The 25,968-nt window shown below is 62.8% G+C and carries 19 protein-coding genes (1 of these 19 running past the window's edge); 8 read left to right on the top strand and 11 right to left on the bottom strand.

What is annotated here, in order from left to right; translation table 11 throughout:
- Window positions 1-11: 11 nt before the first annotated feature.
- The 7 genes from tal to EC919_RS24620 form a co-directional block, all read right to left on the bottom strand.
- Entirely contained in the window at window positions 12-938 is a 927-nt protein-coding gene (tal, locus tag EC919_RS24650; RefSeq protein ID WP_133776913.1) for a transaldolase, read from the bottom strand.
- Window positions 939-1,277: 339 nt separating this feature from the next.
- Window positions 1,278-1,586 carry a curli-like amyloid fiber formation chaperone CsgH gene (gene csgH / locus EC919_RS24645; protein WP_133776912.1) on the bottom strand — a complete coding sequence of 103 codons (309 nt, stop codon included), beginning with the start codon at window positions 1,584-1,586 and terminating at the stop codon, window positions 1,278-1,280.
- A 5-nt stretch (window positions 1,587-1,591) separates the two neighbouring features.
- The gene (locus tag EC919_RS24640) at window positions 1,592-2,101 is read right to left on the bottom strand and encodes a curlin-associated protein (protein ID WP_133776911.1); all 510 of its coding nucleotides are present in this window, start codon (window positions 2,099-2,101) and stop codon (window positions 1,592-1,594) included.
- A complete protein-coding gene (locus tag EC919_RS24635; RefSeq protein ID WP_133776910.1) occupies window positions 2,085-2,987 on the bottom strand; it encodes a CsgG/HfaB family protein in 903 nt (300 codons plus the stop codon). Before EC919_RS24635 ends, EC919_RS24640 begins: the two co-directional genes overlap by 17 nt.
- 52 nt (window positions 2,988-3,039) lie before the next feature.
- Window positions 3,040-4,023, bottom strand: coding sequence for a hypothetical protein (locus EC919_RS24630; protein WP_133776909.1), 984 nt, complete (start codon window positions 4,021-4,023; stop codon window positions 3,040-3,042).
- Window positions 4,024-4,083: 60 nt separating this feature from the next.
- Window positions 4,084-4,530, bottom strand: a complete 447-nt coding sequence (locus tag EC919_RS24625; RefSeq protein ID WP_243842337.1) for a curli assembly protein CsgF — start codon at window positions 4,528-4,530, stop codon at window positions 4,084-4,086.
- Complete coding sequence (locus EC919_RS24620; RefSeq protein WP_133776908.1) at window positions 4,527-4,970, bottom strand: CsgE family curli-type amyloid fiber assembly protein; 444 nt, start codon at window positions 4,968-4,970, stop codon at window positions 4,527-4,529. The genes EC919_RS24625 and EC919_RS24620 overlap by 4 nt, the downstream gene beginning before the upstream one ends.
- 448 nt (window positions 4,971-5,418) lie before the next feature.
- Between EC919_RS24620 and dusA the strand changes: the two genes are divergently transcribed.
- The gene (dusA, locus tag EC919_RS24615; protein ID WP_133776907.1) at window positions 5,419-6,429 is read left to right on the top strand and encodes a tRNA dihydrouridine(20/20a) synthase DusA; all 1,011 of its coding nucleotides are present in this window, start codon (window positions 5,419-5,421) and stop codon (window positions 6,427-6,429) included.
- A 189-nt stretch (window positions 6,430-6,618) separates the two neighbouring features.
- Here the strand turns inward: dusA and EC919_RS24610 are convergent, their stop codons facing one another.
- The 4 genes from EC919_RS24610 to xylA form a co-directional block, all read right to left on the bottom strand.
- The gene (locus EC919_RS24610) at window positions 6,619-7,755 is read right to left on the bottom strand and encodes a sugar ABC transporter permease (RefSeq protein WP_133776906.1); all 1,137 of its coding nucleotides are present in this window, start codon (window positions 7,753-7,755) and stop codon (window positions 6,619-6,621) included.
- On the bottom strand, window positions 7,752-9,338 hold the full coding sequence (gene xylG, locus EC919_RS24605) for a D-xylose ABC transporter ATP-binding protein (protein WP_243842336.1): 1,587 nt from the start codon (window positions 9,336-9,338) through the stop codon (window positions 7,752-7,754). The genes EC919_RS24610 and xylG overlap by 4 nt, the downstream gene beginning before the upstream one ends.
- A gap of 230 nt (window positions 9,339-9,568) precedes the next feature.
- Complete coding sequence (gene xylF, locus EC919_RS24600) at window positions 9,569-10,570, bottom strand: D-xylose ABC transporter substrate-binding protein (protein WP_133776905.1); 1,002 nt, start codon at window positions 10,568-10,570, stop codon at window positions 9,569-9,571.
- A gap of 331 nt (window positions 10,571-10,901) precedes the next feature.
- The gene (gene xylA, locus EC919_RS24595; RefSeq protein WP_133776904.1) at window positions 10,902-12,218 is read right to left on the bottom strand and encodes a xylose isomerase; all 1,317 of its coding nucleotides are present in this window, start codon (window positions 12,216-12,218) and stop codon (window positions 10,902-10,904) included.
- A gap of 189 nt (window positions 12,219-12,407) precedes the next feature.
- Between xylA and EC919_RS24590 the strand changes: the two genes are divergently transcribed.
- From EC919_RS24590 to EC919_RS24560, 7 genes are all read left to right on the top strand, one after another.
- On the top strand, window positions 12,408-13,595 hold the full coding sequence (locus EC919_RS24590) for a XylR family transcriptional regulator (RefSeq protein WP_133776903.1): 1,188 nt from the start codon (window positions 12,408-12,410) through the stop codon (window positions 13,593-13,595).
- Between the two features lie 66 nt (window positions 13,596-13,661).
- Window positions 13,662-14,588 carry a Gfo/Idh/MocA family protein gene (locus EC919_RS24585; RefSeq protein ID WP_133776902.1) on the top strand — a complete coding sequence of 309 codons (927 nt, stop codon included), beginning with the start codon at window positions 13,662-13,664 and terminating at the stop codon, window positions 14,586-14,588.
- Window positions 14,589-15,138: 550 nt separating this feature from the next.
- On the top strand, window positions 15,139-15,717 hold the full coding sequence (nudK, locus tag EC919_RS24580) for a GDP-mannose pyrophosphatase NudK (protein WP_133776901.1): 579 nt from the start codon (window positions 15,139-15,141) through the stop codon (window positions 15,715-15,717).
- A gap of 147 nt (window positions 15,718-15,864) precedes the next feature.
- The gene (locus EC919_RS24575; RefSeq protein WP_166650624.1) at window positions 15,865-16,416 is read left to right on the top strand and encodes a sigma-70 family RNA polymerase sigma factor; all 552 of its coding nucleotides are present in this window, start codon (window positions 15,865-15,867) and stop codon (window positions 16,414-16,416) included.
- Window positions 16,417-16,461: 45 nt separating this feature from the next.
- Window positions 16,462-18,156: a multidrug ABC transporter permease/ATP-binding protein gene (locus EC919_RS24570; protein WP_133776899.1), complete on the top strand. Its 1,695-nt coding sequence runs from the start codon at window positions 16,462-16,464 to the stop codon at window positions 18,154-18,156.
- A 164-nt stretch (window positions 18,157-18,320) separates the two neighbouring features.
- A complete protein-coding gene (locus EC919_RS24565) occupies window positions 18,321-19,667 on the top strand; it encodes a lysine N(6)-hydroxylase/L-ornithine N(5)-oxygenase family protein (protein ID WP_133776898.1) in 1,347 nt (448 codons plus the stop codon).
- 130 nt (window positions 19,668-19,797) lie between these two features.
- On the top strand, window positions 19,798-25,968 hold the 5' portion of the coding sequence (locus tag EC919_RS24560) for a non-ribosomal peptide synthetase (RefSeq protein ID WP_243842335.1). 3,588 nt of this gene lie beyond the right edge of the window; the window shows 6,171 of its 9,759 coding nt (coding positions 1-6,171); it begins with the start codon at window positions 19,798-19,800; its stop codon lies beyond the right edge, outside the window.

Raw genomic sequence — 25,968 nt, 5'->3', positions numbered from 1 at the left:
TGCCTGACGCTTTAGGCTTTGGCCGACAGCATCTTTTCCAGGGCTACCTGGTCGCGGGCAAACTGACGAATGCCCTCGGCCAGTTTCTCGGTGGCCATAGCGTCTTCGTTGGAAGCCCAGCGGAACTGGCTTTCGTTGAGGGTCACCCGTGGCTCGCCGCCATTGCCTGGCTTGAGTTTCTGGGCCAGCGTGCCGTTATCTTCTGCCAGTTTCTGCAGCAGGTCAGGGCTGATGGTCAGGCGGTCGCAACCGGCCAGTTCTTCGATCTGGCTGAGGTTACGGAAGCTGGCGCCCATGACCACGGTCTTGTAATCGTTGGCCTTGTAGTAGTTGTAGATGCGGGTCACCGACTGCACGCCCGGATCTTCTGCACCGACGTAGTCTTTGCCTTCGGCTTTCTTGTACCAGTCGTAGATGCGACCCACGAATGGCGAGATCAGGAACACGCCGGCGTCGGCACAGGCCTGGGCCTGAGCGAAGGAGAACAGCAGGGTCAGGTTGCACTGGATGCCTTTCTTTTCCAGCACTTCAGCGGCCTTGATGCCTTCCCAGGTGGAAGCCAGCTTGATCAGGATGCGGTCGCGGCCGATGCCGAAATCTTCGTACAGACCGACGATGCGATCGGCGCGCTCGATGCAGGCCTGGGTGTCGAAGGACAGGCGTGCATCCACTTCGGTAGAGACGCGGCCCGGTACCACTTTCAGAATTTCACGGCCGATGGCGACGGCGAAACGGTCGCTGGCGACGTTGATGTCGTTGTTGCTGCCGGTGAACGCTTCTTTCAAGCGGTCAGCGTTGCTCTCGCTGGAAGCGGCCTTGAGCAACAGGGAAGGGTTGGTGGTGGCATCGACGGGTTTCAGTTTTTCGATGGCAGCGAAATCGCCGGTGTCGGCAACGACGGTGGTGAATTGCTTGAGTTGTTCCAGCTTGGAAGTCATGAGCGTGCTCTGTCCTGTGGGTGTGCTGACATTACCCGAGCGCCGCCGGTCACTCAAGGGCGTAAACCGCGACAGACACGCCGGTTTAGACGCCTGCGTTTGCGCAAACGGCGTGCCTGCGTGTCAGCCATGATCCGGGCGATCGGCGCTTTTTAAAAAGGGCGACGCGGGGTCATGGCCTGTCGGTTCCCGAGGAGGGCGGATACTCGATCCAGACTGGTTGGAGCCCGGACTGCCCGGGATGTTCCCGGCGCCTGACATCTTATCCGCTGGCTGTCAGGGACTGGCCGGCACAGATGGCCCTGAGCGGCTGATCCTTCTGAACCGCCGCCGTCCGGGTCAGCGAGCCGTGGTTTCGCCACAGTCGCTGTCCACCGCTTTGATCAGCGTGGTCCGGTCGAAGACCTCCAGATGAACCTGGCACGTCGCCTCGGCCGGCAGGCTCAGGCTGATGCTGTTCGCCGCGACGCCGTTCTGCAGATCGCCCTCCTGATTGATCGCCGAGGTGCCCTGGGCGCTGCTCTGCCTGACGGTCATTCGGTATTGCAGCGTCAGCGGGGCAGGATTCTCGAGGTGCGGGCGGATCACCACCGTCGAGCCGCTGTGCTGGGCGTCAACCGTCACCACCAGCTGAGTGAAGTCCATCATCGAGATCACCGTTGGGTCGCGCTGGCGTTCATGTGGTCGCCGAACTGCTGGATCGACACGGCGCCGCCGAATCCGGCCTGGGTGACGCTGGCCTGGTTGGCCTGACCGTACTGCCCGACGAAAGCCTGGTTGTAGGCGCCGGTCTGCACCACGTTCGCGGCGTTGTCGGTGCCGTTCTGCGTCACGCCGGTCTGGTTGCTGGTGCCGGACTGGCTGACCTGCGCGGTGTTCGCGGTGCCGTTCTGCTGCGCCGTGATCGCGTTGTTGACGCCGCTCTGGTTGACCACCGCCTGGTTGCGATTGCCGGTCTGAGTCACTGCCTGGTTCTGTCGGGCTCCGCTCTGGTCGACGCGAGCGTTGTTATCAGCGCCGATCTGCAAAATGGTGGCGACGCTGTTGCCGACGGTGATGTCCGCGTAGCGTGCTTCGCGCACCAGATCCTGCGCCTGGGCGAGTGTGCCGGTGAGCAGCAGTGCCGCTGCGAGGCAGCCGAATCCTTTAACGTTGCGTTTCATTCTTCTCTCCTGTGGCAACGATGTCCTTGTCCGCATCAGCCAGCGGCAAGGTGGTCATCTGTTCGTCGTAGCTCTGCAGATAACTCTGCAGCAGCGGTTTGTTCAGGTCAGCGGGGTTTTTCAGGTTCCAGCTGCCGTCCCGCGCGCCTTGGGCAATCATGTGGATCAGCGCCGTTTCAATGGCTTCGCGCACGCATTGCTGCACGGGTTCGTTGCGTGATACGCCGGTCTCGACCTCCAGAAGGTGCTTGAGGGAGACGAAGCGGAAGATGCCGAAATCGACCTGAATCGAGAAGATGGTCTTGGTGGTGGTGATGCTCTGGATGATGTCACCGGTGCGGATGTCCACCGCCCTCAGGTTGACGGTCACCTGATCCTGGCGGTAAAGCTCCGAAGGCCCGACACCGAGGTAACGAACGCCGATGCCGCCGGTGCGCACGTTGCTTTCGTACGCGACGATGGCGCCTTCGATGATCATGTTTGCCGGTCGCAGCGCAGGCAGTTGCACCTGGGCCTGATCCTGGGGCTGCTCCAGCGCGCGGATGATCTTGCGCTCGGTGAGCAGGTCCTGAAGATTCTCGCGCTCCACCGGCTTGAACCAGCGTGAGTCGCGCAGGGCGCTGATCAGCAGCGACGCGGCGCCCTGGGTCACCGAGGTGGAAAACGAGCTGTCGGGGGACGGTTTGTATTGCCCGGTCTGATCGCGCAGGCCGTATACCGCAACGCTGATGGGGCCAGCCGGTGGCGGCAGGTGGGTCAGGTCACGCAGGCTTTGGGTTGCAGGCGACAGCGTGGCCGGGGAAATGGTCGCCGCAGGGCGAGACGTGGTACAGCCGGCAATCAGCATGACGGCAGTGAATATCAACATGAGGGGACGGACGCGCATACTTTCTCTTCCCGCAAGAAAACCCCGCCAGGCCCTGGCGGGGTAAATCATCTTAGTGTTGGTAGATCGTTGCCACGTTGCCGCTGCCGCCGGTCTGGCTGACGTTGGCGACCATGTTGTTGCCGGACTGAGTCAGGCGAACGGCGTTGGTGGAGAGGTAAGTGCCGGTGCCGGTCTGGCTCACCACCGCGCGGTTGTTGTTGCCGGTCTGCAGCAGCGTATCTTCGTTGTTGAGGCCGGTCTGGGTGCTGGACGCGTAGTTGTTGTTGCCGCTCTGCTGGACGTCGGCCTTCAGCAAAGAGCCGTTCTGCGAAACGGAGAGCGTGTTGAAGTCGCCACGCTGTTGAGCGTTGGCGGTGGTAGCGAGGGTGTCGTTCTGCTGGATCGAGCCGGCGTTGTTGTTGCCGTTCTGTTGCAGGGTGGCGGACACTTGCTGGGAGTTATGCCGTTGCGAAACAGTCCCGGTATTGCTGTTGCCCGCCTGGGTGACACTGCTGGTGACGGTGTTGTTATTGCTTTGCTGCGAAATGCTCGCCAGGTTGTAGCTGCCAGCCTGGGAAAGGGTCCCGCTGACGCGCGTGCTGTTGCCGGATTGCGAGGTGCTGGCGGTGTTGTTATTGCCGCCGCCCTGGGTGACGTAGGCGCTGGTGCTGTAGTTGCCCTGTTGATCAATGGTCGCTTTGCTGTAGCCCCCGGACTGATCCAGGCTCGCGATTTGAGGCTGAGGGCCGCCGCCGTTCTGGGTAATGGAGCCCGTATTGTTGTTACCCGCCTGCTTGGCGCTACTGAGGTTGTAGTAGCCGGTCTGATTGATCGCCAGGTTGCTGTAAGTGGCCGTCTGGTTGATAGCGCCTGCGACGTTACGGCCGCCGTTCTGATTGACGGTGACAGTGGACTGGGTGGCGCCGCGCTGCTCGACGTTCAGTCCGTTGTCAGAACCTGCCTGGGTGGTGTTGACGGTGCTTGAGTCGGCCATGGCCGCACCGGAGACAGCGAACAGGATGGCCAGAGACAGTAAGGATTTGCGTGCTTGCATGATGATCTTCCTTATTCAGTATTGTAGTGGGGTGGTGCGGAGGAGCGGATGCGACGGGTCTTACGGTTGATTCACTTGAAACTGGGTGGTCTGGCCAGTGTTCTTGTCGGTCGTCACGATCTGCAGCAGGCCACCTTGCAGGTTGGTGATTGCGATGCGGAAGTCGGTGGTTTCGACGGTGCCCGGCACCAGTTGGCCGTTGGCACCGACGATGCTGGACGTTACGGCCGACGACACCCGGCTTAGAATGGCGCTCTGCAACATGCTATTGAACTGAGTCAGCGCGGTCTGACCGGCGTAGGCGCCGGACGATGAAGACTTTTCGACGTAATGGTTTTGCGCCTGGGCCTGATTGAGCAGCACCGGGCCGTTCAACGGATTGCCGCCGAACGACGGGTTGTTCGGGACATAAGCCAATTCGCTGGCCTGGACGCCTGAGCACAGGCCGGTCATCAAGACGAGGCCGGCGACAACCACCAGGCTGCGATTAATAGTGAGTGCTTTCATAGCTCGTCTCGTCCAATGTCCGGGTCGCCAAAGAATTGTGCCAATTGATAATCAAGAATGGCCTGGTACACCTGACCGGCCGCGTCGGCTGCAATGGCCGGAATAAGCGTGCGGTTGGGCGGCAGGAACATTTGAAACAACCGGCGATTGCCGTAATCCACGAAGACCTGGCTGCCTAACCGCGCAGTGGGACGTTCGGTGATAGTCACAGTGAACGTTTCCGCTTCATCTTTTTCGCGCCAGGTGTTTGCGAAACTGTCATAAAACGTCCGGCCTGCCAGGGTCATGGTCTGCCCGATCACAATCCCGCCGACGTCCCGATGGTTAAGCGTCCGATGTTGTTCAACCGTCGCGGAAGTGTTCACGCTCGGCTGAGCAAACACCGTGGTTGCGGCGCACAGGGGCAGCAGCCATAGGCCGATAACTTTAAGGATTGTCATGTTTGTACGTTCGTGTGTGCCGGTTGTTACTTGTTATATCCCAATAAAAATACTTTGCCAGTGGTTAATTAAAATAAGTTCATTTATTTTCTTGGCGTCAACTTCCGCTATTATTTAAATAATGTTGCTTAAATAAGCAGTGGGCGAGCGGGGTGCGAATTTATGGCGTCAAATTATCTGCCGAGAAGTGGCTTAATTAAAGCAACGCCTATTGATATGTTAAGGGCCGCGTTTGAAAGAGGATGGTTAGCGTGCTAATGCTTAGGAGGGTGGTCAGTTTATAACGGTGTGGTGCGGGTTAAGTTGTTATAAGTTTTGACCACCTGCTTAATGACTGTCCGCCTGAAGCGGGTTCTGCAATGGGCGTGTTTTCAGCAGGATCGGCTTCAGCAGAGCGTGTGAGCTGTTAGAATGCGCGTCCTCTTCGCCCGACCTGCTTATTGTTACCATGCTGCCTATCACAGAACCCCGTACCGATCGCCTGCCCTCCGAGCCCTCACGGCGTTTTTCCGTGGCCCCGATGATGGACTGGACGGATCGTCACTGCCGTTTCTTCCTGCGTCTGCTGTCGAAGAATGCGCTGCTGTACACCGAGATGGTCACCACCGGCGCATTGCTCCACGGCGATACCGAGCGCTTCTTGCGTCACGACGAGACAGAGCATCCGCTGGCCTTGCAGCTGGGCGGCAGCAATCCGGCCGACCTCGCGGCCAGTGCGCGTTTGGCCCAAGCGGCGGGCTATGACGAGGTCAACCTCAACGTCGGCTGCCCGAGCGACCGGGTGCAGAACAAGATGATCGGCGCGGTGTTGATGGGGCATCCGCAGCTGGTCGCCGATTGCGTCAAGGCCATGCGCGACGCCGTGACGATTCCGGTGACGGTCAAGCACCGCATCGGCATCAACGGCCGCGACAGTTACGAGCAGCTGTGCGAGTTCGTCGGCACCGTGCGCGACGCCGGCTGCACCAGCTTCACCGTGCATGCCCGGATCGCCATTCTCGAAGGCCTGTCGCCCAAGGAAAATCGTGACATTCCGCCGCTGCGCTATGACATCGCTGCGCAACTGAAACAGGATTTTCCCGAGTTGGAGATCATCCTTAACGGCGGCATCAAGACCCTGGAGCAGTGCCAGGAGCACCTGAACACTTTCGACGGCGTGATGCTCGGCCGCGAGGCGTACCACAACCCGTACCTGCTGGCAGGCGTGGACCGCGAACTGTTTGGCAGCGACGCCCCGCAGATCACCCGCGCCGAAGCCCTTAGGCTGATGCGGCCCTATGTGGAAGCGCACCTTCGCGAAGGTGGCTCGATGCACCACATCACCCGTCACGTGCTGGGCCTGGGCACCGGCTTTCCCGGCGCGCGCAAGTTCCGGCAGATGCTCTCGGTGGACATTCACAAGACGGACGACCCGCTGGGGCTGCTGGATCGGGCAGGGGAGTTGCTGGAAGGGCGGTGAGCGGGTTACCCGTCCGGCTGGATTCAGATCGCTCACTGCCCGGTCGAGGGATAGGCACGGACTCTGTAGGAGCCGGCTTGCTGGCGAAGGCGGTCGTTCAGACATGAACGTGTGAGATTACACAGCCGGTTCGCCAGCAAGCCGGCTCCTACGGGCTCGAGTGTGGTGAAACTGAGTGTGGTCAAGCACTCACCGCCGTCCAGCCCGCGTGCTCACATCCACCCACACCGCCAGCACCAGAATGCTGCCCTTGACGATCATCTGCCAGTAGCTGTCGACGTCGAGCATGGACATGCCGTTGTCGAGGCTGGTGATGACGAGGGCGCCGAGGAGTGCGCCGTACACGGTGCCCGAGCCGCCGCGCATGGAGGTGCCGCCGATGAAGCAGGCGGCGATGGCGTCGAGTTCGCCCATGTTGCCCGCTGACGGCGAGCCTGCGGCCAGGCGGGCGGTGTTGACCAGCCCGGCGAGGGCGCACATGACGCCCATGATGCCGAATATCCATAACTTCACCGCCTGCACGTTGATGCCGGAGAGGCGCGTGGCCTCCATGTTGCTGCCGACCGAGTAGATCCGCCGGCCGAACACGGTCTGGGTGGTGATGTAGCTGAAAGCCCCAAGCAAGACCAACAGCAGCAGGACCGGCACCGGAATCCCGTCGTAGCTGTTCAGCGTGTAAACGAAGCCGGCCAGGACGACGCCAATCGCCGCCACGCGCACCCCATCCCGGGCCAGCGAATGGGCAGCCAGCCCGTGCAACGCCCGGTTGCTGCGCTGACGCCAGGTCAGGAACAGCGTCAGTGCGAAGAGCAGCACGCCGAGCACGATCCCCACCAGCGGCGGCAGATAACCCTGACCGATGTAGACCAGTTCCGGCGACACCGGGGCGATCGTGGTGCCGCCGGTGATCCCCAGCAGAATCCCGCGAAACGCCAGCATGCCGCCCAGGCCGACGATGAACGAGGGGATGCGCAGGTACGCGGTCATGCAGCCGTTAGTGAGACCGATCAACAGCCCGCAGCCGGCGACGATGCACAGGTTCAGTGGCAGCGGCAGGTGATAGACCACGTCGAGAATCGCCGCCACGCCGCCGAGCAAACCGAGCAGCGAACCCACCGACAGATCGATCTCGCCGCTGATGATCACCAGCACCATGCCGCAGGCCAGAATCCCGGTGATCGACATCTGCCGCAGCAGGTTCGACAGGTTGCGCGGCGTCAGAAAGCCCCCGTCGGTTTCCCAGCTGAAGAACAGCCAGATCACCGCGATGGCGATCACCAGGGCGAGCATTTTGTAGCGGGTGAACAGTTGCTTGAGTTGATTCATTGACGCGCATCTCCCACAGCACCTGGCCGGTCGTTATTGTTTTTGTTGTATGCAGTGTCCCCGGCCTGGCTGAGGGCGGCCGCGAGCACTTGTTCCTGGGTCAGCCCTTCGTTGATGAAATCCCCGCGCAGCTGGCCTTCGCCGATCACCAGCACACGGTCGGAGACGCCGAGCACTTCGGCCAGCTCCGACGACACCATGATGATCGACACGCCGCTGGCCGCCAGCGCGCCCATCAGTTTGTAAATCTCGTACTTGGCGCCCACGTCCACGCCGCGGGTGGGCTCGTCGAGAATCAGCACCCGCGGCTTCGTCAGCAGCATCTTCGCCAGCACGGCTTTTTGCTGATTGCCGCCGGAGAGGCTGGTGATCGGCAGGAACGGGCTCGCAGTCTTCAGGTGCATTCGCGCGATTTCCTTGTCGATGCTGCCCAGTTCGGCTTCGGCGTCGATGCGGGTCAGGTGGGCGAAGCTGTCGAGCACGGCGAGGGTGATGTTCTGGCCAACGCCCAGGTCCGGAATGATGCCCTGACGCTTGCGGTCCTCGGGGACCATGCACAGCCCCGCGCGGATGGATTTGAGCGGCGTGCGCGTGTCGATCGGTTTGCCGTCCAGCCACACTTCGCCGCTGTACCGGCCCGGGTAGGCACCGAACAGCGCCGAGACCAGTTCGGTGCGCCCGGCCCCGACCAGCCCGGCGATGCCGAGGATTTCCCCGCGCCTGAGCACGAACGAGATGTCGTCCACGCGTTTGCGCTTCGGGTTGTCGACGTCGTAGCAGGTGACGTGGCGCGCCTCGAAAATCACCTCGCCGACGGCATGGGGCTCGGTGGGGTAGAGGTTGCTCATCTCGCGGCCGACCATTTGCGTGATGATGCGGGGGATGTCCATGTCGGCCATGGCTGTGGTTGCGATGTGCTTGCCGTCGCGGATCACCGAGACCGTGTCGCAGACGGCGGCGACTTCATCGAGCTTGTGGGAGATGTAGACGCAGGCGACGCCCTTGGCTTTGAGCTCGCGAATGATGTCGAGCAGGACCTCGATTTCCGAGCGGGTCAGGGCCGAGGAGGGTTCGTCGAGGATCAACAGCCGCGCCTGTTTGTTCAGCGCCTTGGCGATCTCCACCAGTTGCTGATAGCCGCCGCCGTATTGCGAAACGGGCAGGGCGACGTTCATGTCCGGCACTTTCAATTCGCGCATCAGGGCTTCGGCGCGGTGAATCATCGCCGGGTAATTCATGCGCCCGCCCGGCAGGGTCAGCTCGTGGCCCATGAAGATGTTTTCCGCCACCGACAGGTCGGGGACGAGGGTGAGTTCCTGATGGATGATGACAATCCCGGCGGCCTCGGTTTCGCTGATGGATTGCGCCTTCAGCGGCTGGCCGTCCCAGAGGATTTCACCCTCCCAGGTGCCGTGGGGATAGACCGCCGAGAGGACTTTCATCAGCGTTGATTTGCCGGCGCCGTTCTCACCGCACAGGCCGACGCATTCGCCAGCCCGTACCTTGATGTCGATGCCGTTGAGTGCCTTGACGCCGCCGAAGGATTTGACGATGCCGTTCATTTGCAGCAGGTGATCGGACATGGCGCGGTATTCCAGGACAGGCCGGAGTTCTCGTGCAGGAGCGCGGCTTGTCCCGCGACCGGCTGCGAAGCCGTCGTAAATTCAGCAGACGCATTGTGTCAGGCAAACCACAGTGTCAGGTTTTACGACGGGTTCCCCGCCGCTCGCGGGACAAGCCACGCTCCTACAGGTGTCGGTGCAGGTGTCGGTGCAGGGGTCACACTGCAGCTATGGCAGCCTGCAAAGGGCGATCACTTCCCGGCGATCTGATCCTTGGTATAGAACCCGTCCTTTTCCAGCAGATCGATGTTGTCCTTGGTCAGCGGCGTCGGGGTCAGGAGGATGGTGTCGACCTTCTTGGCGCCGTTGTCGTACTGCGAGCTGAACGTAGGCTTCTCGTTGCGCGCCAGTTGCACCGACAGTTTTGCCGCTTCCGAGGCGATCAGTTTCAGCGGTTTGTAGACGGTCATGGTTTGCGTGCCGTCGATCACGCGCTTGACCGCTGCCAGGTCGGCGTCCTGGCCGGAGATGGGCACTTTTCCGGCCAGTTTCTGTGCGGCGAGGGCCTGAATCGCGCCGCCGGCGGTGGCGTCGTTGGAGGCGACGATGCCGTCGATCTTGTTGCTGTTTTTGGTCAGGGCGTTTTCGACGATGCTCAGGGCTTCGGTCGGGTTCCATTCCTTGACCCATTGCTGACCGACAATCTTGATGTCGCCCTTGTCGATGGCCGGCTGCAGCACTTTCATCTGGCCTTCGCGCAGCACCTTGGCGTTGTTGTCGGTGGGGGCGCCGCCGAGCAGGAAGTAATTGCCTTTCGGGGCTGCCTTGAGCACGCCGGCCGCCTGCATTTCCCCGACTTTCTCGTTATCGAAGGAGATGTAGGCGTCGATGTCGGCGTTGAGGATCAGCCGGTCGTAGGACACCACTTTGATGCCGGCCTTTTTGGCTTCGGCGACGGCGTTGGTCAGCACGGTGGCGTTGAACGGCACGATGACGATGACGTCGACGCCGCGGGAGATCAGGTTTTCGATCTGGGAGATCTGTTTGCCTTCGTTGGCATCAGCGGACTGGACGTACACCTTGGCGTCCATTTTCTCTGCGGCTGCGACGAAGTAATCGCGGTCCCGGGCCCAGCGTTCGAGGCGCAGGTCATCGATGGAAAAGCCGATTTTCGGATGGGCCGAGTCGGCCATGACGGGCAGGCTGAGCAGGGCCAGGGCACTGGCGAGCAGGGTGGTCTTGAAACTCTTCATGGGGTTGCGTCCTGTTATTTTTGTTTAGAGACACGTTTCGACGATGTACCGGTGGAACTGTAGAGACTGACCGCGCACCGCGAGCGGGGATTTGTCGTGAGAATGTAACCAACTCCAGTCGTAGGACCGGCTTTAGCCGGGAACCATTCGTGAGGGCAGCGCCGCTTTCGCTGGCACGCCGAAGAACCGTAGGAGCCGGCTTGCTGGCGAACGCGTCAGTTCAGTCGACCTCTTCGCAGCTGACCGACCGCGTTCGCCAGCAAGCCGGCTCCTACCGTTGAGCGCGCGTCATGTCAGGGATAGATCCGTCCGTGCACGGCGCCTTCGGGTATCAGGGATAGATAAACCGGTTCACCACGCCTTCGAGCATTTCCTGGCGGCCGCTCACAGCTTGGGGGTTGAGTTCGTTGTCCAGCGCGTGCTGCGCCAAGGAATCCAGGCTGAAATCCCCCGACAGCACCGCGCGGCCAAACGGTTGGTCCCAGCCGGCGTAGCGCTGGTCCTTGAACGCCTGCAATTGGTCGTCCTGAATCATCGCAGCGGCCCGTTCCAGCGACAGCGCGAGCACGTCCATGGCCGCGACGTGGCCGTAGAACAGGTCGATTTCGTCCAGGCTCTGCCGGCGCACTTTGGAATCGAAATTGTAGCCGCCGTTCTTGAAACCGCCGGCCTTGAGGATCTCGTACGTAGCCAGGGTCAGCTCTTCGACGCTGTTGGGAAACTGATCGGTGTCCCAGCCGTTCTGCGGATCACCCCGGTTGGCGTCGATGCTGCCGAAGATGCCGAGGGACGCCGCCGTGGCGATTTCATGGTGAAAACTGTGGCCGGCGAGGGTGGCGTGGTTGGCCTCGATGTTGACCTTGATCTCCTTCTCCAGACCGAACTGTTGCAGAAAGCCGAACACCGTGGCCGTGTCGTAATCGTACTGGTGCTTGGTCGGCTCCTGGGGTTTGGGCTCGATCAGCAGGTCGCCGGTAAAGCCGATCTTGTGTTTGTGCTCGACCACCATTCGCATGAAGCGGCCCAGTTGCTCGCGTTCGCGCGCAAGGTCGGTGTTGAGCAGCGTTTCGTAACCTTCGCGACCGCCCCACAGCACGTAGTTCGAGCCCTTGAGCCGATGGGTCGCGTTCATCGCGCTGAACACCTGAGCGGCGGCATAAGCGAACACTTCCGGGTCCGGATTGCTTGCGGCGCCGGCCGCGAAGCGCGGGTTGCTGAAGCAGTTGGCGGTGCCCCACAGCAGCTGAATGCCGCTCTGTTCCTGATGGCGCTCAAGTTCGTCGACCATCTGCGCGAAGTTATGGCTGTACTCTTTCAAGCTGGCGCCTTCGGGGGCGACGTCGGTGTCGTGGAAGCTGTAGTAGTCGATGCCCAGCTTGGAGAAGAACTCGAACGCCGCTTCGGCCTTCAACCGCGCCAGCTCCATGGCGTCCCCGGGTTTGACCCATGGCCGCTTGAAGGTGCCGACGCCGAACATGTCGGCGCCCGGCCAGACGAAGGTGTGCCAGTAGCACGCGGCCATGCGCAGGTGTTCGCGCATGGGCTTGCCCAGGATGATCTTGTTGGCGTCGTAATGGCGGAAGGCGAGGGGCGACTCGCTGCCGGGGCCTTCGTAGCGAATGGTGTCGATATCGGGGAAGCAGGGCATCGGCGTTTCCTTATTGTTTTGTCGGCGGCGTTCTGCACGTTTTTGTTCTTGGCTGCCCCCGATACTAGCAACGGCCCCGTCCGCGCCGATTGCGAAAATCACCAACCCGGTGTTCGATTTTGAGTATTGAGATTCCCCCGGCGCAGGCCTAGTCTGTGCCGACTCGCTTCACAGGCCCGGGGAACAATAATGAAAACCGTCCCGCCCGCTCACCGCATCGCACTGTTGTTCAACGGCGGCAAGATCTACGACCGCGGCATCATCACCGGCATTGGCAATTATCTAAGCAGCACCCGTGCCTCCTGGGACCTGTTTCTGGAAGAGGACTTTCTCTGCCGCCTGAAAGGCATCGAGCGCTGGCAGGGTGACGGCATCATTGCCGACTTCGACGATCCGCTGATCGGCGAGGCGCTGGCCGGGAGCACCTTGCCGGTGGTCGCCGTGGGCGGTTCCTACGAGGACGAGCGGGCCTACCCGAAGCACATTCCCTACGTCGCGACCGACAATTTCGCCCTGATCAAGCTGGCCTACGAGCACCTGATCGAGGCCGGTCTGACGCGCTTTGCCTGTTTCAGCCTGCCGGAAGCCCAGAGCAATCGCTGGGCCCAAGAGCGTGAGAAGGCCTTTCGCCGGCTGTTGCAGCGCGACGGTTTGCACGGCGAGGTCTATCGCGGCCTGAGCACCAGCGCGCCGCTGTGGGACAGCGCCGTCGAACAGCAGATCACCTGGCTGCAAAGCCTGCCCAAACCTATCGGCATCATCGCCGTCAGCGACGCCCGCGCGCGGCAGTTGCTGCAGGCGTGCCTGACGGCGGGCATTGCGGTGCCCGAGCAAGTGGCGCTGATCGGCATCGACAATGACCCGCTGACCCGTACCCTGACGAGGGTGCCGCTCAGTTCGGTGACCCAGGGCACTCAATTGATGGGGCACACGGCGGCGCAGTTGCTGCACCAGATGCTCCACGGCATGCCCTCGACCGCCCGCCAGATCCTGGTGCCGCCCGAGACCATCAACGTTCAGGCCTCCAGCCTGCATCAGCCGCTGGGTGACCCTTACGTCATGCAGGCGCTGCATTTCATTCGCCAGTACGCCTGCCAAGGCATCAAGACCGCCCAGGTCGCGGGCTACGTTGGCATTTCCCGTTCTTCGCTGGAATCGCACTTTCGCAAGGCGCGCGGTTGCAGCGTGCATGACGAGATTCTCAGCTTCAAACTGACCGCCGCGGCGTCGGGCCTGAAGCACGGTGACTCGGCCATCGCCGACATCGCGCAAAACTGCGGTTTCAAATCCGCGCAATACCTGCACACGGTGTTCCGCCGGGAGTTCGGCTGCACCCCTCGCGAATATCAGCAGGGCGAGGCAGCAGCGCTTCACTGATTTGCTTTAGGGCGTCTCGAACGGGGCGCGTCTGTCATAACAACGACAACATCACAGGAGTCATCGATGCATCCGATTCGTTTAGGGCTGGTGGGTTACGGCAAGATCGCCCAGGACCAGCACGTGCCGGCGATCCACGCCAGTGACCGGTTTGAGCTGGTGGCTGTGGCGACGCTGGGTCAACACTGTCCGGGCGTGCCCAATTTCAGCTCACTGGCCGAGCTGCTGGCGCAAGGTCCGGCGGTGGACGCCATCGCCTTTTGCACGCCGCCTCAGGGGCGTTTTGCGCTGGTTGAAGGGGCGCTGAAGGCTGGCAAACACGTGCTGGTGGAAAAACCGCCGTGCTCGACCCTGGGCGAAGCCCTTGCCCTGATCGACGAGGTCAAATCGGCGGGTGTCAGCGGGCTGTTTGCCTGGCATTCACGCTTCGCCCCGGGCGTGCGCAACGCCGTGCAGTGGCTTGAAGGCAAGACCCTTAAGCAGGTACGGATTGACTGGAAAGAGCAGGTGCGCAAATGGCACCCGGGCCAGGCGTGGATCTGGCAGGCGGGCGGGCTGGGGGTGTTCGATCCGGGGATCAACGCGTTGTCGATCGTCACCGAATTGCTGCCGCGCGCGCTGTTCGTCGAGTCGGCGAGCCTGAGCGTGCCGAGCAATTGCCAGTCGCCGATTGCGGCGTCGTTGCAGATGCGTTCCGCTGAGGACGTGCAGGTGATCGCCGAACTGGATTTCGATCACAGCGTCAACGAGCAGTGGAGCATCGAGTTGCACTGCAACGAAGGCGTGATGCGCCTGGACGCGGGCGGTGCGCAGGTCAGTATCGATGGCGTGGCGCAGACCGTCTCGGAGGAGGGCGAGTACCCGGCCATGTACGGGCACTTCGCGGGATTGATCGACGCGGGCAAAAGCGACTTGGACCTGCAACCGCTGCGCATCGTCGCCGACAGTTTCTTTGTCGGCAGCAAGGAAACGGCGCCTGAATTTCATGAGTGACAACTGACGAACAACTGCCCGATCTGGCGCGCCGGTCGGGCTTTGTCGCTTATGGCACGTGGGCCGACAGCGTCAGATATGCACCACGCCGGCCAGAGCAATAGAGAACGAAACGATAAGGGTCAACAGAATGGTCATGTTGATGGACATTGCGGGCAAATCCTTGTCTGGTTAATCAGTGCCGCCATCATCCGGATTTGCACGGGCAAACAGAACGGCGTTCGTGCCTATGTTGGCAATCGATGGAAACAATAGTTCGGGGTTTTTGTGCGGCGCGAGCATGTTTGACCCTTTAACACGGCGTTGCCTGATCCGACGCCTTCGCGGGCAAGCGCGCTCCTACAGGGGATATTTGCACCATTGAGGAACCGCGCCGGACGCAACTTCTGTAGGAGCCGGCTTGCTGGCGAACGCGGTGGGCCATTCGCCGCCGCAGCGCCTGACACGACGGGTTCGCCAGCAAGCCGGCTCCGACGGGGTGATCGCGTTGAATCAGTGGGATCACCATCGGCAATCGATATCAAAAAACGCATTTATCAAGGACCGCTATATGCCTTCCACCCCCATCCGCATTACCGACGAACAGCTCCTCTCTGACAACTGGTACGTGCTCAAGAAATACAGCTTCGAGCTGCAACGCCGTGACGGCAGTTGGCAGTCCCAGACCCGCGAGGTCTACGACCGGGGCAATGGCGCGACGATTCTGTTGTACAACCTGGAGCGCCGCACGGTGGTGCTGACCCGGCAGTTCCGCATGCCAGCCTTCGTCAACGGCCACAGCGGTTATTTGATCGAAGCGGCAGCAGGGTTGCTGGACAACGCCAGCCCCGAAGAACGCATTCGCCTGGAAGCCGAGGAAGAAACCGGCTACGTCGTGCGTTCGGTGAAGAAGATCTTCGATGCCTTCATGAGCCCGGGTTCAGTGACCGAGCGCATTCACTTTTTCATCGGTGAATACCAGCCCGGCGATCGGGTCAGCGAAGGGGGTGGGCTGGAGGAGGAGGGCGAAGACATCGAAGTGCTGGAGCTGGATTTCGAGCAGGCCATCGCCATGGTGGAAAGCGGCGAAATCAACGACGGCAAAACCATCATGCTCCTGCAATACCTGGAGCTGCGCCTGATGAAATGAGGGCTGCAGGGCCAAAACGACTCGAAGCACGACGAAAAAGTTTCACCAATCGGTAAATTTTCTTACGTTGCAATGAGAATCGTTTGCGTTATCCTTCGCGTTCCTTTGTTACCAGGGATGTCGAACAAGATGGATTTTCGCCCTGCAATGAGCCAGCCCACACGGCTCGGCTCACCGTGTGTTGGCGCCACCCGTGGCGCGAGAGACCCGCGCCTCGATGCGCTGATGGGCACCTACAACACCCACCGCGAAGCGCTGCTGCGCCTGGCGGCCAAATTCCTCGGCTGTCGCGCCCGGGCAGAAGACGTGGTCCAGGACGCTTTCGTGAAGATGCTCGAAAGCGACCTGGCCTCCACGGAACCGGCGCGCTACATGTTCCGCGTCGTGCGCAATCTGTCCATCGACCGCCTTCGTCGCCAGCGTCTCGAACGCAACCACGGCGCCGAAGCCGAGCAGCAAGATCAGATCCGTTTCGAGGTGTCCCCCGAGCGTGTGCTGGCCGGTCGCGAGTCCCTCGGTCAACTGGTCGGCGCGCTCAACGAACTGCCCAAGCGCATGCGCATCGTCTTCGACCTCAGCCAGATCCAGGGCTACACCCAGCGCGACGTGGCCAAGGTCATCGGCACCTCGCCGACCATGGTCAACTTCCTCCTGCGCGACACCCTGTCTCACTGCCGCGCGCGGCTCGGCGAGCTCTAGGCATCGCCGCGTCATGTCCCCCGTTTTCACTGCCCGGAGTCATCCATGAAATTAATTCGTCTGGTCTTCCAGCAATACCGCTGGCCGCTTGCATTGGTGCTGCTGCTGAGCGTCAGCAGCGGGCTGTTGAGCGTCGGCGTGATTGCCTTCGTCAACCAACGCATGATCAGCAGCCACGAAGGCCTCGGCACCGCGCTGTTGCAGTTCGGCCTGATGCTCGCCGTGCTGCTGGCGCTGGCGTCCGGGGCCTCTTTGTCGCTGACCGCGCTGGGTCACCGGTTCGTTTACGGCCTGCGCCGGGTGATGGTCAAGCGCCTGCTGGACACCAACATCGAGCGCATCGAATCCATCGGCGGGGCGAAAATCTTTGCCAGCCTGTCCAGCGACATTCGAGCGGTGACCATGGCCTTCGTGCAACTGCCGGACCTGATCTACGGCTCGGTGCTCAGCGTCGCGTCGTTCAGTTACCTGGCCTGGCTGTCGCCGTCGCTGTTTATCACCACCCTGTGCTGGATGGCATTCACATTGGGGGTCGGTTGGCTGCTGGTGGGAAAACTCAACGCGCACATCCGTGCGCTGCGTGAGTCCGAAGACAAGCTCTACCAGAGCTACCAAGGGGTGATCGACGGCCGCAAGGAACTGACTCTCAACCGCGACCGCGCGCGCCGGCTGTACGAAGAAACCTTCGACGTCGCCGCCCAGCGCTACCGTGAGCATTTCACCTTGGCCGACCGGTATCACGGCCTGGCCAGCAACTGGGCCAACATCATGGTCCTCGGCACCATCGGCCTGGCGTTCTACCTGGCCAACGGCCTGGGCTGGGCGCCGACCGAAGTAGCCGCGACCTATGCGCTGACCGTGCTGTTCATGCGCACGCCGCTAGTGCTGGCGGTGGCGGCGATTCCGGCGCAGATCTCCGGGCGCGTGGCGCTGGATAAAGTCGAGTCGCTGGCCCTGGCCGAACACCACGAAAGCTTCGACGTCGCACCAAGCCACATCGCCGGCCACTGGCAAACCCTCGAACTGCGCGACGTCGAATACCACTACGCGCCCCAGGGCGACGAGCCCGGTTTTGATGTCGGCCCGGTCAACCTGACCCTGCGCCGGGGCGAAACCGTGTTCCTGATGGGCGGCAACGGCAGCGGCAAATCCAGCCTGGCGCGCTTGCTCAGCGGCCTGTATCGGCCGTCCGCGGGGGCGATCCTGATCGACGGCCAGGTCATCGGTTCTGACGATTGGCTGGCCTACCGTCAGCTGTTCGCCAGCGTGTTCACCGACTTCCACCTGTTTGCTCAATTGCTCGGTGCCGATGGGCAGAACGCTGACGTAGCTGACGTCGAGCACTGGCTGGAAAAGCTGCACATGAAGCACAAGGTGCAGCTCGCCGACGGGCACTTGCTCAACACGCGTTTTTCCCAGGGGCAGCGCAAGCGCCTGGCGCTGATGCTGGCGTTGCTGGAGAAGCGCGACATTCTGCTGCTGGATGAATGGGCCGCCGATCAGGACCCGTTGTTCCGCCGTTTCTTCTACCGCGAGCTGCTGCCGATGTTCAAAAAGGCCGGCGTCACGGTGTTCGCCATCAGCCACGACGACCAGTATTTCGACCTGGCTGACCGTCTGGTGAAGATGGAGTCCGGGCAGCTCAGCGAACTGCAGGGTGATCGCCGGGAAAACGCCAGCCGCGACGCGGTGGAAGAGATCGGCGCCGCCTATCAGATGAAGTCAGTCGAGGCGTTGTAAGAATTTTCCGCGACCGGGACTAAACAGCTGTCAGCCTCAGTCGTCATGTTAATGAGAATCAGTCTTAAACATTTTTGATGCGCGTGAACTGCCATCCGGCGCCGGCGACTTTGTCGCTCGGCTTGCCGGAGTCGATCGCCCATCGCGCCTTACGAGAGGGAAGCATGGAACTCGTCTACGACTTCATCGGCATCGGTTTCGGCCCGTCGAACCTGGCTTTGGCCATTGCCACCCAGGAGCATGCCCAGCGCAGCGGTCTGGCGCCCCACGTGTGTTTCCTGGAGAAAAAGCCGGCGTTCAACTGGCACGAAGGCATGCTGATCGACGGTTCCACCATGCAGATTTCCTTCCTCAAGGACCTGGTGACCCTGCGCAATCCGGCCAGCCGCTTCACCTTCGTCAACTACCTCAACGAGCGCGGTCGTCTGCAGGACTTCATCAATCTGAAGACCTTCTTCCCGACCCGCGAGGAGTACACCGACTACCTGACCTGGGCCGCCTCGCACTTCAACGAACAGGCCCATTACGGCGCCGAAGTGATGTCAGTGGAACCGCATTTCGAAGACGGCCGCTTCGTCGCCATGGACGTGTTGTCTCGCGATGAGCACGGCGAAATCTCCCGCCGTCGCGCGCGCAATCTGGTGTTCGGCATCGGCGGTATTCCCCAGTCTCCGGCGGCCTTTGACGGTCTGGAAGATGCGCGCGTGCTGCACTCTGCCGGCTATCGCGGCGGCATCGAAAAACTCCTCGCCAACCGCCCCGGCCCGGTGCGCGTGGCGGTGGTCGGCGGCGGTCAGAGCGCGGCGGAAATCTTCGAAGACCTGGCCTCGCGTTTCGACAACGTTGAGGCGACCCTGGTGATTCGCGGCAGCGCGCTGAAGCCCTCCGATGACAGCCCCTTCGTCAATCAGATTTTCAATCCGTCCTTCACCGACACCATTTTCAACCACAGTCAGGAGCGCCGCGTCGCGCTGTTCGACGAGTTCCGCAACACCAACTATTCGGTGGTCGACACCGACCTGATCGAGACGATTTTTCAGCGCATGTACCAGCAGAAGGTGCGCGGCGAAGAGCGTCACCGCATGCTCACCAACCGCGAAGTGGTGCACGCCGAAGTGGCCGCCGACGGCATCGAGCTGTTCCTGCGCGATGCGCCCCATGACCAGATGCACAGCGAAACCTTCGATGTCGTCGTGCTCGCCACCGGTTACCGCCGCGACTACCACCTGGAACTGCTCTCGGGCATTCAGCAATACATCGAGGGCGCCAACGTCGACCGTCACTATCGTTTGCCCCTGAGCCCCGGCAGCGAGGCCGGGATCTTCCTGCAGGGTTGCTGCGAGGACAGCCACGGCTTGAGCGACACCCTGTTGTCGGTGCTCGCAATCCGCTCCCAGGAAGTCGTCGAATCGATCTTCGGTGACCAGGCGCAACCGTGTTCGGCGCGCTCTGCCCATGGGTCGTTGCAGGCGCAGACCGAGCCGCGCGTAGCGCTCAAGCTGGCGCGCTAAGCCCGGGCAGCAAAGAAGAAACCCGTCACAGCGGTGGTCGTCAGCGGCCACCCACTCTTTTCTCACAACGTTGTGGGCCGCCTTCGTGCTGCCTGCGGGTTGAGCCTTGCCGATACAAACAGGTGAAAGAATGAAATCCATACGAGATCAGGCCGCGCATTTTCCCGAACTGGTGGGCTTTTATGCGCAGACCCAGCCGGACCGGATTGCCCTTCGACACATCGTCCACGAGGACCAGCCGCCGCTGCTGACCACCTACGCACAACTGGATGCCAAGGCCCGTTCGATTGCCGCCTGCCTGCAGCAGCACCTCGGCGTGCAGGGCGGAGAGCGTTGCGTGCTGATCCTGCCGACGGGCGCCGATTACGCGGCGGCGTTCCTCGGCTGTTTGTACGCCAAAGCTATCGCCGTGCCGGCCTTCGCCCCCGAGTACAACCGGCAGACGCATCTGGACCGGCTGACCGGCATCCTCCACGACGCCGCGCCGCAGATGGTCCTCGGGCGCCGGGAAGACCTGGATAAATTCCAGCACCTGTTGCAGTCGTTCATGCCGGCTGGCGGGCGCTTCGCGGCAGTCGAGGAGATCACCGACGGCCACGCAGGGTTTCAGGCGCCGCTGATCGACACCGCCTCGCTGGCCTTCCTGCAATACACCTCGGGCTCCACCAGCGCACCGAAAGGCGTGATGGTCTCCCACGACAACCTCATGGCCAACGAAATCGCCATGGCTCGGCACTTCATCTCGGACCCCGCGTCGGAAAGCTGGGTCAGCTGGCTGCCGCTGTACCACGACATGGGCCTGATGTGCGGTCTGCTGTTGCCGCTGTACTACGGCGGCACGCTGACGCTGATGTCGCCGAACTATTTCCTCGGCCGGCCGGCGCGCTGGCTGGAAGCGATGAGTCAGTACGGCGGCACCTTCTCCGGCGGCCCGGATTTCGCCTATCGCCTGTGCGTCGAGCGCATCAAACCCGCCGCCGTGAAGGGCCTTGTGCTGGACAACTGGAGCCTGGCGTTTTCCGGCTCCGAGCCGATTCGCATCGCCACCCTGGATGCCTTCAGCGAACACTTCGAGCCGGCCGGTTTCAACCGCCGCGCCCTGACGCCGAGTTACGGCCTGGCAGAAGCGACCCTGTATGTGAGCGCCGCCGAGCGCGACAGGCCGTTCGGTATCAAGCATTTCGACGGCAGCCAGCTGGCCGCCGGGGACGCCGCCGAGGCGGTGTTCGCCAACCAGAATGCCAAAAGCCGTCTGCCGGGCTGCGGTTGGTGCCGGCCCGATCACGACCTGCGCATTGTCGATCCGGCGACGCTGCAGCCCCTCGCGTCCGGCCACGTCGGCGAGATCTGGATTGCCGGGCCGAGCGTCGCCCAGGGCTATTGGCGGAACGCCGAAGCCACCGCGCAGACCTTTGTCGAGGAAGACGGCCAGCGCTGGTTGCGCAGCGGCGACCTGGGCATCGCCAGCGACAACGAGCTGTTCATCACCGGTCGCTTGAAGGATTTGATCATCCTCAACGGCCAGAACCTGTACCCCCAAGACATCGAGCAGGCCCTGGAGAAGAGCGTCGAGCTGCTGCGTCGCGGGCGCATCGCCGCCTTCCCGGTAACGGACGAGCAGGGCGTCGAAGGCGTCGGCCTGGCGCTGGAAATCAGCCGCAACGTGCGCCGCCTGATGAAGCCGCCGATGATCTGCGACGCGGTGCGCGACGCGGTGTCCGAGCTGTTTCTGGTGGCACCGAAAGTCATCGTGCTGCTGGAGCCGGGCGCACTGCCACGCACCACCAGCGGCAAACTGCAGCGTTCCGCCTGCCGCAGCGGCTGGCAGAACGGCAGCCTCGACAGTTTCGCGATCTGGCAGGACGGGCGTTTGCTCGATGCCGACAGCGTGGCCGTCACTGTAGATGCTTCACCCTTGCTGCCGGAAGTCGTCGCGGCGTGGCAGGAAGTCCTCGGCAAAAGCGACCTGAATGCCGCCGACCACTTCTTCGCCCTGGGCGGTGATTCGGTCGGCGTGGTGCAAGTGCTGTCGCGCCTGAGCAGCGAGCTGGGCCTGAAACTTGAGCCCGCGCACCTGTTCGAGCATCCGACCCTCGGCGCGTTCAACGCCCACGTCGTCGCGCACCTCTCTACCCACGGCCGCAACACTGAGCGCCCTGCTGGCGTAGCGCTGATCTCCCGCGAAGCTAACCCCGAGCAATCTTTTGCCCAGCAGCGCCTGTGGTTCCTCGCGCAGCTTGAACCGGACAGCAGCGCCTATCACCTGTGCGGCCAGTTGAGCCTGACTGGCGCGCTGGATGACGCCGCCCTGCAACGCAGCCTCGACGACCTGGCCGCCCGCCACGAAAGCCTGCGCACCACCTTCGCCATCGACGCCAACGAAAAGCTGGTGCAGCGCATTCACGCGCCAGGCCCGGTGCTGATCGAGCGCCATTATCTGAGTGAGGACACCGACCCGCAGCAAGCGTTGAGCGAACTGGCCAAAGCGGCAGTCGAGCAGCCGATGGATCTGCAGAACGGCCCGTTGTGGCGTGTGCTCAACGTGCGACTGGCGCCGGATCGGCAGCAACTGGTGCTGGTGCTGCACCACATCATTGCCGATGGCTGGTCGGTGCAAGTCATGCTCAAGGAATTCGCCGCGCTGTACAGCGCCCATGCGCAAGGACAGCTTCCCGTGTTGCCGCCGCTGCCGATTCAATACGCCGAATTCGCCGCCTGGCAGCGCGCGCGTCTGGCCGGCGGGGAAGGGCAGCGCCAACTGGCGTACTGGCGTGAGCAAGTGGGTGATGCCCAGACGGTTTTGAATCTGCCGGCCGACCGCCCGCGTCCGGCCCGGCAAAGCCATCGCGGCGCCCGTTACGCCATCGCCCTCGACCGCGACTTAAGCCAGGGCCTGCGCGACCTCGCCAGCCGCCACGGCGCGACCTTGTTCATGGTCATGCTCGCCGCCTACAAAACCCTGTTGCAGCGTTACAGCAGCCAGACTGATTTGCGCGTCGGCGTGCCGGTGGCGGGGCGCACCTGCACCGAATCCGAAGGATTGATCGGGCTGTTCGTCAACACCCTGGTGCTGCGCAGCGAGGTGTCGCCGCAGCAGTCGTTCAGCAAGCTGATCGACGCCGTGCGCCAGACCGCGCTGGGCGCACAACACCATCAGGATTTGCCGTTCGAGCAACTGGTCGAAGCCCTCGGCGTGTCGCGCAACCTCAGCCACAACCCGCTGTGCCAGGTGAAATTCACCCAGCAATTTCCGCTGCCGCAGAACGTCGACATGGCCGGCGTGCGCATGGACGTCAACCAGCTCGACGACTACTCGGCGCACTTCGATTTAGGCCTGGACATCACCGACGACGCCGAGGGCATTCAGGCGGTGTTCACCTATGCCTGTGATTTGTTCGACGAACCGCGTATCGCCGGTCTCGCCGGAGATCTTCTGCGCATTTGCGCGCAGGTCGTCGCGCAACCTCAGGTGCGGCTGGCGGATCTGCAGATTGGCGCCGAGCCTTCCTGTGTCGTTGCCGAAGCCGTGGCGTTCCCGGCCACCGATGTGCTGAGCCTGTGGGATGCCAGCGTGCGCACACAACCGAATGGTCTGGCCGTGCAAGACGAACAGCGCAGCGCCGGTTTTGCCGAGGTCGATGCCCAGGCCAATCAACTGGCGCAGCACCTGCGCCAGGCCGGCGTGGGCGTTGAAAGCCGCGTGGGCATTCTGCTGGAGCGCTCCCTGGAGTTCGTCGTCGGCCTGCTGGCGGTGCTCAAGAGTGGCGCCGCGTTCGTGCCGATGGACCCGAAATGGCCGGCCGAGCGTCAGGCGTTTGTGCTGGCCGACAGTGGCGCAAGCGGGTTGATCAGCGACGTGTCGGCGCCGGGCGACTTCCATGGCGACCTCATCAGCGTGGCGGCCGATGCCGCGTGGCGCTTGTTGCCGGCGCAAGCCCTGAACCTGCAGCCCCACGCCGATCAGGCCGCGTACCTGATCTACACCTCAGGCACCAGCGGCACGCCGAAAGGGGTGGTGATCAGCCACGGCGCCCTGGCCGATTACGTTCAGGGCTTGCTCGCCCGTCTTGATCTGGCGTCCGAGGCGAGCATGGCGATGGTCTCCACCGTCGGCGCCGACCTGGGCCACACCGTGCTGTTTGGTGCGCTGTGCTCGGCGCGTTCGCTGCACCTGATCAGCCCTGACCGCACCAACGATGCCGACCGCTTCGCCGCCTACATGGCCGAGCACAAGGTGGGCGTGCTGAAGATCGTGCCGACCCATTTGAACGGCCTGTTGCAGGCGACGAATGCCGCCGATGCATTGCCCGAGCACGCGCTGATCCTTGGCGGCGATACGCTGCCGTGGGAACTGGTGGCGCAGGTCAACCGCCTGAAACCCGGCTGCCGGGTCATCAACCACTATGGCCCGACCGAAACCACCGTCGGCGTGCTGAGCAACGAGGCTCTTGGAGCAGCACTGGGTGAAAGCGTGCCCGTCGGCCGGCCACTGCCCAATGCCGTGGCGCTGATTCTCAACGATCAGTTGCAACCGGTGGTGCAGGGCGACGTCGGTGAGCTGTACATCGGCGGGCCGGGGTTGGCGCGCGGTTATCACCAGCGTCCGGCCATGACTGCTGCGGCCTTCATTCCTGACCCGAGCGGCAACGGCGCGCGGCTGTACCGCAGTGGCGACCGCGCGCGCTTGCTGGCCAACGGGCAGATTCAGTTCCTGGGTCGCGCCGACGATCAGGTCAAAGTGCGCGGCTACCGCGTGGCCCTCGGTGAAATCGCCCAGCGCCTGCGCCAGCTGGACGGCCTGCGCGACGCCCATGTGCGTGTCGATGATCGCGGGCAGTTGATCGCCTATGCGCTGGTGGACGCTAACGTCGACAGCGGCGCGAAGGTGGACGGCGAGGCGCTGCGCACGCAACTGGCCCACAGCCTGCCGGACTACATGGTGCCGAGCCACATCCTGACCCTCGACGCCTTCCCGCTGACCGCCAACGGCAAACTCGACGCCAGCGCGCTGCCGACCCCAAGCATGGCGTCCGACGCTTTCGAAGCGCCCCGTGAAGGGGTCGAAGCCGCACTCGCCGCGCTGTGGCAAGCGGCGCTGAACGTCGAGGCGGTGGGCCGTCACGACAACTTCTTCACCCTCGGCGGCGACTCGATCCTCAGCCTGCAGATCATCGCCCGGGCTCGCCGACAAGGCATTCGCCTGACGCCCAAGCAGCTGTTCGAAAAACAGACCATCGCCGAACTCGCCCAGGTCGCCACGGTGGCCGAAGCCAAACCTGCCGCCGCGCCCGTTACGGCAGCCGTTGCGCCCCGCGAGTTTGCCTTGACGCCGATTCAGGCGCGCTTCTTCAGCCTGCCGGTCGCCCAGCGTCAGCACTGGAATCAATCGCTGCTGCTCGATGTGCCGCAAGCGCTGGACACTGCGCTGTTGCAGCAGGCCCTCGGGGCGGTGCTGGCCCACCACGACAGCCTGCGCCTGAGCTTCCATCAGAACGATGCAGGCCACTGGCAGCAGCGTTACCGCGACAGCGAAAGTGCCGAGCGCGTGCTGTGGACCTGCGAACTGATCCGCGAAGAGGATCTGGATTCACTGAGCGATGAAGCCCAGCGCAGCCTGAACATCGACACCGGTCCGCTATTGCGCGTGGTCCATGCGCGCCTGCCGTCGGGTGAAGCGCGGTTGCTGCTGGCGATCCATCACCTGGCCGTGGACGGCGTGTCGTGGCGGGTGTTGCTGGAGGATCTGCAACTCGCCTACCAACAACTGGCCGCTGGCAACAGCGTGGCCCTGGCCGACAAAACCGCCAGCTTCCAGGCCTGGTCGCAATCGTTGACCACCCTGGCGCAAAACCCTGGGCTGCAAAAGCAATTGCCTTACTGGCAAGCACTGGACGCCACCGATGCCATCCTCCCCGGCGATGCTTTGGTGGAAAGCCGGGTCGGCGACAGCGAAACCCTGCACCTGACCTTCGACGCGTCCGCCACTCGCAGCCTGCTCAGCGAAGCCCCGGCGGCGTATCGCACGCGCATCGACGACCTGCTGCTGGCGGCGCTGTCCCAGGCGCTGTGGCAGTGGAGCGGCCGCCGTCGCCACGTCATCAGCCTCGAAGGCCATGGCCGCGAGGACGCTACCGGCGTGCTGGACCTGAGCCGCAGCGTCGGCTGGTTCACCAGCCTGTACCCGCTGGCGCTGGACGCCGCGGATGACGCAGTCGCCACCCTCAAGGCGGTGAAGGAAGCCGTGCGTGCCGTGCCGGAAAAAGGCCTCGGCTACGGAAGTCTGAAGTACATCGCCAGGGCA

Origin of the sequence: Pseudomonas graminis (genome assembly GCF_004364335.1) — a bacterium.
Classification (GTDB): Bacteria; Pseudomonadota; Gammaproteobacteria; order Pseudomonadales; family Pseudomonadaceae; genus Aquipseudomonas; species Aquipseudomonas graminis_D.
This window is presented reverse-complemented; position numbering and strand designations above follow the sequence as displayed.